Consider the following 12,927-nt stretch of genomic DNA (forward strand, 5'->3'; position numbering starts at 1 on the left):
AATATATCAACGATTCGACAAGGAATATCGATTTACCGACAAAAAACGTCAATTCCTTTCTTATATAAGAAAAGGCTGTCCCAAATGGCACAGCCTTTTTCTCTATTCCTGAACCGTCACAATAACCCCATCCATATTGTTACCGGAAATTTCATACTGCTTGTTTGCTGGAACGTTCACTTTCGTATTCTCAGAAACTTTATAATAAGAAACAGTATATTTCTTACCTTCTACTTCAGTTGAAACCTCTTTTTCCTCTTTTAAAAACTCTAAATATTCCTCTAGTGTAAAATTCTTTTTTTGCATAATTGCGCTATGAGGTAGGCCGACATAACGGATATGCCATGGCTCATATTGAATTCCAGTAATGTTACTTTTATTTTTCGGATAACGTAATACAAAGCCATGCTTCCATACGTTCTCTTCAATCCATTTTCCTTCAGGCGCTTTCTCCATTTTTTTTTGAGTAGACCCAATGTCCAGTGATAATCCTAAATTATGTTCACTGTATCCTGCTGGAAGTGCATAATCAGATCCCATTTTTTCATATAGCTGTTTTTGCTCTTGGAAATCTCTATAACCACTACTAATCAAAAAATGGTTAACACTTTCTTTTCCAGCCGCATCGACAACGTTCAAAAACTTTTTCACAACATCCTTTGATAAACGAAGATTTCTATCAAATATTACATAGCCTCTTACTAATTCACTATTATGATTTATATTTATAATATCAGACCTAATACTATCTTTTTTTACTGGATAATCCCTGTTAACTAATAATAAATCACCCTTATAAATTTGTTCCTTCGTAATCTCTTTCCTCTCAGTGTTTGCCGCCTTTACTAGCTCATCTTTCCCGACAATTTTAACATCGATTTCCTTTTGAAATAAAGGTGATATATAAACGCCTACACATACTGTGCATGCTATAAAAAAAGAAATAAATACCCACTTTTTCATTTCTAGTTCCTCCTTAACGTAACTTACGTATAGAATAGAAAAAACTATTAAAATAAAAAGTGGGGTAAAGTTTAAATTTTTATTAAATTGTTACATTCTCGTCTTTTGGCAATCGTACTTCAAATATCGTTCTAACTACATTGCTTTCAGCAGAAATCGTACCATTATGCTGCTCGACAATATTTTTCGCAATGAATAGTCCAAGGCCTGTCCCGCCACGGTTCTCAGTTCTCGCTTTATCACCTGTGTAAAACATATCAAAAAGATACGGTAAATCTTCTTCTGGAATGCTATCTCCATAATTCATAATTTGTACGACAACTTCTCTATTATCAACATACCCATTCATATCAATAAATTGCCCATCATATCCGTAACGAACGGCATTTGTTAACAAGTTTTCAAATACTCTAGCTAACAATTTTCCATCACCGTGCATCGGTAAATGAGGGTCCACATTCAATCTAGCTTCTAAATGATGTTTTTCTAATAACGGATACAATTCCTCCTCTAACTGTATAAGTAACTCACTTATATCAATCGGCTTTTTATCCAGCTTTAGCATGCCATAATTCATACGTGTAATTTCAAATAGCTCATCAATTAAACTTTCCAGTCTTTGCGATTTTGTATATGCAATTGTGGAGAAATGTTTAATTTGTTCTTTTGTTAAATTTTCATCTTTAAGAATTAAATCTAAATATCCTAACACGGATGTTAATGGCGTTCTTAAATCATGAGCTAAATTTACAACAAGCTGATCTTTACTACTTTCAGCAAAATCTCCTCTTTCAACAGCTTCTTTTAACTTTTCACTTGCAACATTTATTTCACGCGCGATATTTCCAAACTCATCATTTGATGAAACTTGAACTTTATTCGTAAAGTTACCGTTCGCAAGATGATGAATCCCATTAGAAATTTCATCAAAGTATTTTAAATACGGTTTTGTCAAAAAGAAGAAAAAGATAATAGACAACGGAATAAAGAAAATTAAAAAGAAGTTAATGTCTCCAAATTCCCTTACCATTGACCTAAATTGTGCTAAAGGCTCTTCGTAGCGAACCATTGTTTTATAATACAGCTGCAATCCTTTATAAATTATATAAGTTACAGTTGCTGCAAGCACCATACTTAACGCAAATAAGGCAATCATTTTAAATCGAAAACTTTTCATCATATTAGCCATTGAAAGTATAACCTACTCCCCACACTGTTTTTATTAATTTATCCTTTCTTTTATCTTCTCCAAGTTTCTTCCGCAAAGTACGAATATGTACCATTACTGTATTTCCACCTTCATAATAATCATCCGCCCATACGTGCTGAAAAATATTTTCCACATTGTATACTTTCTTCGGATGACTCGCTAATAAATATAAAATATCGAACTCTTTCGGCGTTAATTCAATTTGCTCACCATACACATCAACCGTCCTGCGCTCAGGATTAATTACGACTCCGCCTATTTCTAAAGCAGATTTACTCTCCGCTACTTTCGGTTGATTTAACGTAAAAAACCTACGCAGTTGTGCATTTACACGTGCAACTAATTCTATCGGTGTGAAAGGCTTCGTCATATAATCATCCGCACCTAGTACAAGACCTGTCACCTTATCAAAGTCCGAAGTTTTCGCGCTTAAAAAAATAATTGGCATATGATGTTTCGCGCGAATTTGACGCGTCACCTCATAACCATCCATTTTCGGCATCATAATATCTAAAACTACCAAGTCGATTGGCTGCGCTTCAATAATATGAACCGCCTCTTCCCCATCCGCTGCTTTCACAACATGGTACCCTTCTTTTTCTAAATGTATCTCAATTAAGTCAGCAATTTCCGCCTCATCATCAGCTATTAAAATTGAAATGCGCTTCATTTTACTCCCCCTTTTTCATTCCATTTTTATACGCTCGATTGTAAACTAGTCTATCCAATTTGTACAATACGAAAAGGCTACTCGTTACAGTAACCTTGGTAAATAAAATTATATCAGCGATTATTGAAATATATCGACTTACCGACAATGAACGACAAAATCCTCTCGCTACTTGCGGGCATCCTAATGAAACTTCCATTTACCGTTCAAACACAATCCGCTGCTTCGTGATTTCCGCCAGCCTTCCGCGATCTACTTCATACTCAGCATCAACGCTTTGCGGCACCATCACTTTCCCGCCCTCAAGCGTCACTTCCGGTGAAATAATATCCCTCTGCCAATGTCTACTAGAAGCAGATATGTCGCCTGGAATCGTAAAGTTAGGTAATGAAGCAAGAGCAACATTTTGCGCTCGTGAAATCCCCATCTCCACCATACCACCGCACCAAACTGGTATGTTATGCTCCATGCAATAATTATGAATTTGAACCGATTCTGTTAATCCGCCCACTCGCCCTGGTTTAATGTTAACGATGCGGCAACTACCAAGTGTAATCGCAACGCGTGCGTCTTCTAAACTATGGATACTTTCGTCTAGACAAATTGGCGTTTCAATCTTCTTCTGCAGCTGTGCATGATCGAGAAAATCGTAATCTGCTAGCGGTTGCTCAATCATCATCAATTGAAATTCATCTAGTCGTTTCAGTTTCTCTGTATCCGCTAATGTATACGCTGAATTTGCATCAGCCATTAACGGGATGTGCGGGAACTCTTTACGAATCTCTTTCAATAATTCGTAATCATGCTCTGGCTTTATTTTCACTTTAAAACGCTCGTACCCTTCTTCTGCGTACTTCTCGATTTGTTTTAACATAACCGGAATCGTATTGATCCCAATTACAACGCCGACTTCAATTTCAGGGCTAGCTCCTCCAAGAACTGTCGCTAGCGATTTCTTTTGACGCTTCGCATATAAATCCCAAATAGCCCCCTCTATTCCGGCTTTTGCCATTCGGTTTCTTTTTATATGTTGAAATAGACCCGGTACCTCATTCGGATGAGAAATTTCAGCCTTTAATAAATCAGGTAACAAAAAGTCTTGCAGTACATGTAGTGCTGTCTTCACCGTTTCTTCCGTATACCACGGTTCAGAAAATGCAACGACTTCCCCAAATCCGATGTACCCGTCTGTATCCTCTAATTCAATAACAATACTCTCACGCTTTTCGTAAGTCCCGTAGCTCGCAGCAAACGGGATTACGAGTGGCATTTCCGTTATATACAGTGTCGCTTTTTTTATTTCCACTACATCTCCTCCACTAATTGTCTTAGCTCTCGTCTTAACAATTTTTTCGAAGCATTTCGTGGTAATTCCTCTAAGAAACACGCTTTTTTCGGCACTTTATATTTCGCTAATTTCTCCTCGCAAAAATGAATAATTTCTTCTTCTGTTACCTCCCCATTTTTTACAACAAAAGCAGCTGGTACTTGTCCCCATTTATCGTCAGTCATACCGACGACACCTGCTTCTGCTACCATCGGATGAGAAAGCAACACTTCTTCAATTTGGGCCGGATATATATTCTCTCCGCCAGAAATGATTAAATCACTGCGTCGATCTAATACGTATAAAAATCCTTCTTCGTCTAAATAACCGAGGTCACCAGTATGAAGCCATCCATTTTGAATGGTTTCGCGCGTCGCATCTTCACGGTTAAAATAACCGCCTGTTACGTTCGGTCCTTTTACTACAATCTCGCCTTCCACTAACGGCGGCACTACTACACCATCTTTTTCAATACGAAGTTGGCACTGAAATAGTGGTTTCCCGGCAGACCCTACTTTCGTTAACATGTAATCCGCGGATAACGTACAAATTTGCGACGACGTTTCTGTCATACCGTACGTTTGATATACAGGAATTCCTTTATCTACACATGTTTCGAGTAACGGTTTCGGCGCTGGTCCTCCGCCAAGTAACATACATCGTAAAGAAGATGGATATGTCTCTTCTCCAAGTCTCTCTAATAAGTCAGTTAACATTTTAGAAACGACAGAAATAATTGTTACGCCTCTCGTTTGAAGTGCTTTATGAATAAAGTCAGCATCATATTTCGGAACGAGTAAAATGCGCATTCCGTACATAATATTTTTCATTAAAAGAGATAACCCGCCAACGTGGAACATCGGCATACAGGCTAACCAACAATCATCATCACGAAGCCCTAAATTAAGCGAAGAGCCTACCGCGCTTGCCCAGTGATTACCGTACGTTAAAATAACGCCTTTCGGTTTCCCAGTCGTCCCAGACGTATAAATAATTGTCATCGCTTCTTCTAAAGTGAATTCTTCTTGTATAGAGGCTTCCGCCTTCGGTCCATTCATCACTTCGGCGAATGGATATACAGGAACATCTTTAGCTTCAAAATCTTGATCCGTTACTAAACATACAACCTCAGCATCCTCCATTTGCCAAAGTAGCTCTTCTCTTGAAAGACGCGTATTTAAAAGTACAGCTACTGCCCCTACATAAGATAGGGCGTGAATAACTGTAATCATCTCCATACCATTTTTCATCAGAACAGCCACCTTTTGCCCACGCTTCACTCCTACATACGTGAGGTGTTCACAAACAGATACTACTTTTTCATGCAGCTGCACGAAAGTAACTTTCTCTTCCTCTATTTCAATTGCAGTGCGATCTGGTGTTAAAAATGCACGTTGCTTTAACCAATTTGGCATCGTCTCCATCATACATTCTCCTTTCATGAAAGAAAGAGACTTGATATGACATCAAGTCTCTTAGTTGTTTTGTTTCCGGTTTGATCTCATCTAGCTGCGCCTCCTAGCCCCTTCCGTCTAAGAACCTTCCGCACGAGAAAGTAAAGTACACTTTCTGTGCGAAAGAACCTTAGCCTACGAGGCTAAACAGTCGGCTCCGCTTTTAAAACATCCAGCTATAGTAGCTAGAATGTTCGGTGGCTTCACTTCTTCCTACGAGGCAAAAAGCGCCTCTACGTCAGAAGCTCCATCCCCCTCACATTCTAAGCGAGCCGCTTTCGCTTTTGATCACGGGAAACGAGGGAATTGACCGAAGTCCGGACTGCGTTTTTCTTTGAACGCGTCGCGACCTTCTTTTGCTTCGTCAGTTGTGTAATACAATAATGTTGCATCTCCAGCTAGTTGTTGAATACCAGCTAGACCGTCTGTGTCTGCGTTGAATGCAGCTTTTAGGAAACGAAGTGCCATTGGGCTGTTTGCTAAGATTTCTTGTGCCCATTGTACTGTTTCTGCTTCAAGTTCTTCTAATGGTACTACTGTGTTTACTAAGCCCATATCAAGCGCTTCTTGTGCACTATATTGACGGCATAGGTACCAAATTTCGCGAGCTTTCTTGTGGCCTACCATACGAGCTAGGTAACCAGCTCCGTATCCACCGTCAAAGCTTCCTACTTTAGGACCTGTTTGTCCGAATACAGCGTTGTCTGCAGCGATTGTTAAGTCACATACGATATGAAGTACGTGTCCACCACCGATTGCATAACCTGCTACCATTGCGATAACTGGTTTAGGAATTGCACGAATTAGACGTTGTAAATCTAATACGTTTAAACGAGGGATTTGGTCGTCACCTACATATCCACCATGACCGCGAACTTTTTGGTCGCCGCCAGAACAGAATGCACGTCCACCTTCACCTGTTAAAATGATAACGCCAACATTTGCATCATCACGAGCGTGTGCAAAAGCGTTGATTAACTCCATTACCGTTTTTGGACGGAATGCGTTATGTACTTCAGGACGGTTAATCGAAATCTTTGCGATACCATTGTATGTTGAATAAATAATATCTTCGTAATTGCCTTCTTTTACCCATTCAATAGCCATTACAACTACCTCCTTGTATATTTCTGATTTCATCTATAAGCGTGGCTTCCTTCTTGCTGAAAAAAGTATCACTGCATAGTTTTTAGAAATCCCTTTACTATTGTATCAAACTTTTCCGGTTGTTCCACATGAATTGCATGGCCAGCACCATCAATTTTGACAAATTTCGCGTCAGAGACGCATTTTTCGATATTTTTTAATATGCGAAAGAACTTTTCATCATGCTCCCCGTTCATTAAAAGAACAGGCATTTTCAAGTTGTGTAGCTCATCCCACCATGAAGGCTGAGCCCCTGTTCCCATGCCGCGTAAGCTATTGGCAAGTCCTTTTGGATTGTTAGCAAGTCGTTCTTTTCGCACTGCTTCTTGTACGTTTTTTGCTAAACTTTTTTGCGTTTCAAATAGCGGAATATTTTCCCACATTAATACAAAACTTCGGATGCCTTCTCGCTCAATTTTATCAGCAAGTCGCTCATCCTTTTCACAACGTTCTTTTTGGTCCTCTTCACTTTCAAGCCCAGCTGTACAATTTTCTAATAAAAGAGAATGTACATACTCTGGATATAGACATGCCAGAGTAATCGCCAGTCTACCGCCCATTGAATAGCCAAGTACGTGCGCTTTTTCAATATGAAGGTAATCTAGTAGTTCTTTCATTTGCAATGCCGCATTTCGAATATCATAATGATTCACATCTTCGGGACTTTCTGTTTTTCCATGCCCAACAAGATCTACTACAATAACTTGAAACTGCTCGCTCCATGAAGGGATAAAAGAACGCCACGTTTCCATGCTTCCCGTAAAACCATGAAGAAGTAGAAGTGGTTCCCCACTTCCGACTACTTCATATTCATACGATACACCTTGCAGCGTTACGTTCATTTCGATTCACCTTGTAAAGATGTAGTAATCACGTCCATCGTTTTTGCCCATAATGTCCGGTGCAATATTAAGTTTTCATCACGGTTCGTACAAATTTCCACAACGTGTAAACCTTCTGTAGTCGTTCCTTTTTGTACCTCTTCTCGGAAGCTTTCCCAACCATTTACACGGCTAAATGAACCACCGTACATTTTAACAACGTGTTCATAATCAAGACCAATTGGTGTTCCAAATAATGATTCGAAATGTTCCTTTTTCTCATACTGTGGTAAGAATGAGAAAATACCGCCACCGTCATTATTTACAACGACAATTGTTATATTTAATTCATGTAATTTCGCGGCTAACAGTCCATTTAAGTCGTGATAAAAGGATAAATCACCGATCACTAATACGAGCGGATCGCTAATAATGCTCGCTCCTAAAGCTGTCGAAATGATGCCATCAATCCCATTCACACCGCGGTTTGCCATAACTTGAATATTTTTATCCAATGTGAAGAAGAATGAATCCGTATCACGAATTGGCATACTATTACTCGCAAAGAATGTTGCCCCGTCTGGTAGTACGCGGACAATATCCGTAATAACTTTCCCTTCAAATGCAGTATCATATGTTTCCATTTCACGAAGCGTTTCCTTCGTTTTTTCGTTTATATGTTGCCACATTCCGAACCAATCATTCTTTTTCATAACTGGCATTTTTTCTATTAATGCACTGCAAAATACAATATCATTTGCTTGGACAACTTCTGTCGCAACGAGAGCTGGATCTCTCCATTGTCCAGATTCATCAACAACGATATGAACTGCTTTCGTTTGTTTTTTTATGAACTGCGTTAATGATTTGGAAACAGGCATACCACCAAAGCGAATCATAACTTCTGGCTTCCACGTTTCTTTTAACAGTTCATTTCGTAAAAATGTATCATAACAGTCGATTACCATCGTTTTATCGTGATGTCCGCTACGAATATTAGAAAGCGGATCTGCCAATATTGGATATCCAGTTTTTTCAGCTAATTCTGCCGCAAATGCTGCGAGTTCTGAATGACTATCGTCTCCACAAATAATAAGCCCCTTCTCCATATGTGAAAGGCGCCCTACAAGCGAATCTACATATTCACTCGGCATCGTCACGTTCCCTTGCTGAACTACTCCTGTATATTCCCCGCGTCCTTTATCCCATAAACCTTCTAATGAGAAATCCGGGATAAGCGGTTCGCGTACTGGAAAATTAAGATGAACAGGTCCTTGCGGCGCTAAACAAGCATTCGCTATCATACGCTGCGTTGTCATGCGAGCGTAATGATACATCGCTTCACTCGCTTCTGGAAGAGCCATCTCTGTAAATTGCTTCACAAATGTACCGTATAAATTGAATTGATTCATCGCTTGTGGTGCACCGACATCTCTTAATTCATGCGGTCTATCTGCCGTTAAGACGATAAGCGGCACTCGTGAATGAAAAGCTTCACATACAGCTGGATAGTAATTAGCTGCTGCCGTTCCTGATGTACACAATAATGCAACAGGACGTTTTTTCGCTTTTGCGATACCGAGCGCAAAAAATCCTGCAGATCTTTCATCTACATGTAAATATGTGTTCATTCCTTCGTGTTGTTCCATTAGTAGAGCTATCGGCGTTGACCGTGAGCCTGGACTAATGACAACATCACATACATTTAGACGCGTCAGTTCATCCACGAACGCGCCTAAATAATATGATAATGCTTCTATATGATTGTTCATTTCATTAATTCCTCCAAAGCACCAAGCATCGGTCTAAACTTCAAACTTGTTTCTTCATATTCAAGTTGCGGTACAGAATCAATTACAATCCCGCAACCGGCAAATAAGGATGCTTTCTCGCCATTTAATAACCCGCAGCGGAGTGCAACCGCAAACTCACCATTTCCTTCATCATCTATCCAGCCAATCGGTGCGCCATATAATCCTCTGTCTAACAATTCAACATCACGAATCAGTTTCATCGCTTCCAAACGAGGTGTCCCGCCAAGAGCTGGTGTTGGATGTAATTCTTCTACCATTGTTAAAAGACTCGCATCGCCTTTTGCCTCTACAGGCGTATATAAATGAATTAAGTTTTTCGTTGTTAATAAGCCCGGACTTTCCGGAATATTAACGGATTCGCAGTGCTCATTTAATACCGACCTAATCATATTCACAACATAACCGTGTTCAGCTAAATTCTTTTCATCATGAAGAAGCGCATTACTATTTCGCTTACTTTCTTCTATAGATTGACCATGACCAGTTGAACCAGCAAGACACATCGAAGTAAACTTCTCATCTTCTTTGCGAATTAACCTCTCTGGCGTCGCTCCTAAGAAGCATGCTCCTTTATAATCAAAAGAAAATACGTAACAATCCGGTTGCCCAATGCGAAGTGCTTCTAAGACAAGAGCAGAATCAATATGATGATCCATCTCTACTTTTAACTCCCTCGCTAATACAACCTTCTGCACGTTCCCCAGCTTCATTTCATCTTGTACTTTCTCAATGGCCTCCATCCAGCCTTTCGGATCCACTTCTACTTTAGAAGTAACTGTTAATTTCGATCCTTCTAATGCACATTTACTCTCCCAAAAAATTTTCTCTTCTAAAGAAATCATTTCGTTAGAAAGAGTCTCTGCACAATCTGTTGCTGAGACAAATGTATTCATCGTTAACCATGCTTTTTCATTTTTTACAGTTAATAAAAATGCTGGTAGTGAAAATGTCGTATCATCAAATTCTTTCCATAAGTCCGTTTTCTCTTTTTCTTGGTCAAATGAAAATCCACCAAATAAAAGAGGACCTGTTCCAAATTCGTATTTTTCTCTTTGTACAAATGCTTTCTCTTTTACTTTATCCCACTCGTCACGAGCAGTTTGAAAGCGTTTGTGAGAAGCAGTTGCTATAGTGAAAACAGAGCCAATTCCAGCAAATATTACATGCTGAGCCGGGTCTGCAAAATAACATCTATTTTCGAATGCAATCCTTTTTCCTGCTGCATAAAACAGAAGCGGATCCATCCAGTCTATTTGTTTTACGAAGCTAACCAATATTTTTTCATCAGTTGCACGCTTAATGGCTGCACTAAGAGCTTCTTGCAAGCCTATTTGTTTCGTTTGAATCACAATTGTCTCCCCCCTATGGGCGAAAAATAGTCATAATTACGCTTGATTTTAAGATACACCTCAAACGAAAGGCCTGTCAACGTTTAGCATTTCTGAGAAATTCACCTTCTCTTCCTAGAAAATAAACGTTGACACTAAATGATGCTTTTTCTACACTTAGTTGTGTACAATATGTGACCAAAGGAGGATTCAACATGGAAATGAACGTCAAAACGAATTCCTCTCCTACGGCGCCAAAGCCAAGTAAGCAAACAGGCTGGCGCATCTGGTGGAGTTTACTACGTCCCCATACATTAACAGCCGCTTTCGTACCTGTTTTCATCGGAACAGCATATTCGATGCAGGTCGGAGGTATAAATCAAATACATCTTCCTCTTTTCCTTATGATGCTTCTTGCTTGTCTTCTCATTCAAGCAGCAACAAACATGTTTAATGAATACTTTGATTATAAAAGAGGACTTGATCACGAAGGTTCAGTTGGTATCGGCGGCGCTATCGTTCGCGATGGCATTCAGCCAAAAACAGTGCTTAACTTAGCATTTGGATTTTTCGGCATCGCAATACTATTAGGTGTTTATATTTGTATGAATTCTAGCTGGTGGCTTGCTGCAATCGGTCTTGTTTGTATGGCCGTTGCTTACCTTTATACAGGTGGCCCACTTCCAATTGCATATACACCATTTGGAGAGTTGACAGCCGGATTATTTATGGGTGTCATTATTATTGGGATTTCATTCTTTATTCAAACTGGCACTGTAACATCAGAAGTCATTTTACTATCTATTCCAAGCTCCATTTTAATTGGTGCCATTTTACTAGCTAATAATATTCGTGACTTGGATGGCGATAAAGAAAACGGTCGTAAAACGTTAGCAATTCTCGTTGGACGTGAAAGAGCTGTCGGTGTACTTGCTTCAATGTTCATCGTTTCCTACATTTGGACAATTGCTTTAATTATCGTGGGCATCGTATCACCATGGATGCTTATCGTATTTTTAAGTGCACCGAAAGCATTTAAAGCGACGAAAGGCTTTATCGGCAAAAGCATTCCAATGGAAATGGTACCTGCGATGATTGCAACAGCAAAAACAAATACAATCTTCGGTTTCCTAATGGGAATCGGATTATTACTTGGATATTTCCTATAAAGTGAAACTTTAATCAATGGAGGGTTTGTTCATTTCCACTGATTATCAGCCCTCACCAATCGGGCGTTTACGGGCAGTTGATCTCTCACCTAGCTTCTTTGCTCCAGCCGAATTTGTAGGTGGGAGTTTTACTGCCCGGCAAATAGCGGGGTAAGAAGGAGCTGCTTATGCGGCTCCTTTTTCATATCTGAAATTCATCTCATAATTCCTACTCTCAACGCTCATACTATGTAAAGAAACTGAATTGTAGGAAGGTGGACGACTATGTTAACTCCACAACAAATAGGTCAATTTAAATCCATTTTAGAAAAACAAAAACAAGAACTAGAGCAAACGATACAAACTCATGAAAATACAGATCGTGCTTCTGAACGCGATTCAGTAGGAGAACTGTCTAGCTATGACAACCATCCAGGTGATATGGCTACAGAATTATACGAACGAGAAAAAGATTTCGGACTCATCGAATTTTGGCATAAACAACTAGATGATACAAAACATGCACTGCAAAAAATTGAAGCGGGTACGTACGGCATTTGCGAAGTGTCTGGCGAAGAAATTCCATTTGAAAGATTAGAAGCAATGCCGACTGCTACAACATGCATCCAGCACGCGACAAATAAGTTAAATATGAATACACGACCAGTTGAAGAAGAAGTGTTGTCTCCTTCTTTCCACAAGCATGATGAGGACCATTCTGTTGAGTACGATGCGGAAGATGCGTGGCAAGATGTCGCAAATTACGGAACATCTGAAACGCCGTCTGATTTAGAAAGACAAGATTCAAAAAACTATAATGGCATGTACGTAAATAGTGAAGAAAACGTAGGCTACGTGGAGGATTTCGAAAACTTCATCGGTACGGATATGTATGGGAAAAACCCACAAGTTTTCGCTACAGAGGAACATGAAGAATATGAACAAATGCTTGATGACTTTGAAGAGCGTACCTTTAAGGGCCAATTATCTTCAAATGAATCTAGTTCCAAAGAATAAAAAAAAGCATTCCGAAAATCGGAATGCTT

11 protein-coding genes are annotated in these 12,927 nt (G+C 39.4%); 2 read left to right on the top strand and 9 right to left on the bottom strand.

Annotation, left to right across the window (positions count from 1 at the left end; all coding sequences use genetic code 11):
• Positions 1–102 precede the first annotated feature (102 nt).
• From MR160_RS22385 to MR160_RS22425, 9 genes are all read right to left on the bottom strand, one after another.
• On the bottom strand, positions 103–963 hold the full coding sequence (locus MR160_RS22385; protein ID WP_000759400.1) for a D-Ala-D-Ala carboxypeptidase VanY: 861 nt from the start codon (positions 961–963) through the stop codon (positions 103–105).
• Between the two features lie 82 nt (positions 964–1,045).
• Positions 1,046–2,152 carry a sensor histidine kinase gene (locus tag MR160_RS22390; protein ID WP_000002601.1) on the bottom strand — a complete coding sequence of 369 codons (1,107 nt, stop codon included), beginning with the start codon at positions 2,150–2,152 and terminating at the stop codon, positions 1,046–1,048.
• On the bottom strand, positions 2,145–2,843 hold the full coding sequence (locus MR160_RS22395; RefSeq protein ID WP_000822507.1) for a response regulator transcription factor: 699 nt from the start codon (positions 2,841–2,843) through the stop codon (positions 2,145–2,147). Before MR160_RS22395 ends, MR160_RS22390 begins: the two co-directional genes overlap by 8 nt.
• A gap of 199 nt (positions 2,844–3,042) precedes the next feature.
• Positions 3,043–4,149 carry an o-succinylbenzoate synthase gene (gene menC / locus MR160_RS22400; protein WP_000403313.1) on the bottom strand — a complete coding sequence of 369 codons (1,107 nt, stop codon included), beginning with the start codon at positions 4,147–4,149 and terminating at the stop codon, positions 3,043–3,045.
• A complete protein-coding gene (locus MR160_RS22405) occupies positions 4,149–5,594 on the bottom strand; it encodes an o-succinylbenzoate--CoA ligase (protein WP_000449560.1) in 1,446 nt (481 codons plus the stop codon). Before MR160_RS22405 ends, menC begins: the two co-directional genes overlap by 1 nt.
• A gap of 318 nt (positions 5,595–5,912) precedes the next feature.
• Positions 5,913–6,731 carry a 1,4-dihydroxy-2-naphthoyl-CoA synthase gene (gene menB / locus MR160_RS22410; RefSeq protein WP_000963888.1) on the bottom strand — a complete coding sequence of 273 codons (819 nt, stop codon included), beginning with the start codon at positions 6,729–6,731 and terminating at the stop codon, positions 5,913–5,915.
• 68 nt (positions 6,732–6,799) lie between these two features.
• Positions 6,800–7,612 (bottom strand): 2-succinyl-6-hydroxy-2,4-cyclohexadiene-1-carboxylate synthase, encoded by an 813-nt coding sequence (menH, locus tag MR160_RS22415; protein ID WP_001103351.1) that lies wholly within the window; start codon positions 7,610–7,612, stop codon positions 6,800–6,802.
• Positions 7,609–9,363, bottom strand: coding sequence for a 2-succinyl-5-enolpyruvyl-6-hydroxy-3-cyclohexene-1-carboxylic-acid synthase (gene menD, locus MR160_RS22420; RefSeq protein ID WP_242298068.1), 1,755 nt, complete (start codon positions 9,361–9,363; stop codon positions 7,609–7,611). The genes menH and menD overlap by 4 nt, the downstream gene beginning before the upstream one ends.
• On the bottom strand, positions 9,360–10,754 hold the full coding sequence (locus MR160_RS22425; RefSeq protein ID WP_000616702.1) for an isochorismate synthase: 1,395 nt from the start codon (positions 10,752–10,754) through the stop codon (positions 9,360–9,362). The genes menD and MR160_RS22425 overlap by 4 nt, the downstream gene beginning before the upstream one ends.
• A gap of 194 nt (positions 10,755–10,948) precedes the next feature.
• Here MR160_RS22425 and MR160_RS22430 point away from each other — a divergent pair, with 194 nt between their 5' ends.
• Positions 10,949–11,902, top strand: a complete 954-nt coding sequence (locus MR160_RS22430) for a 1,4-dihydroxy-2-naphthoate polyprenyltransferase (RefSeq protein WP_000425770.1) — start codon at positions 10,949–10,951, stop codon at positions 11,900–11,902.
• A 264-nt stretch (positions 11,903–12,166) separates the two neighbouring features.
• Positions 12,167–12,898 (top strand): yteA family sporulation protein, encoded by a 732-nt coding sequence (locus MR160_RS22435; protein WP_063675926.1) that lies wholly within the window; start codon positions 12,167–12,169, stop codon positions 12,896–12,898.
• Positions 12,899–12,927 lie beyond the last annotated feature (29 nt).

The sequence above is a fragment of the Bacillus cereus group sp. BfR-BA-01382 genome (assembly GCF_022663475.1).
Classification (GTDB): domain Bacteria; phylum Bacillota; class Bacilli; order Bacillales; family Bacillaceae_G; genus Bacillus_A; species Bacillus_A thuringiensis_S.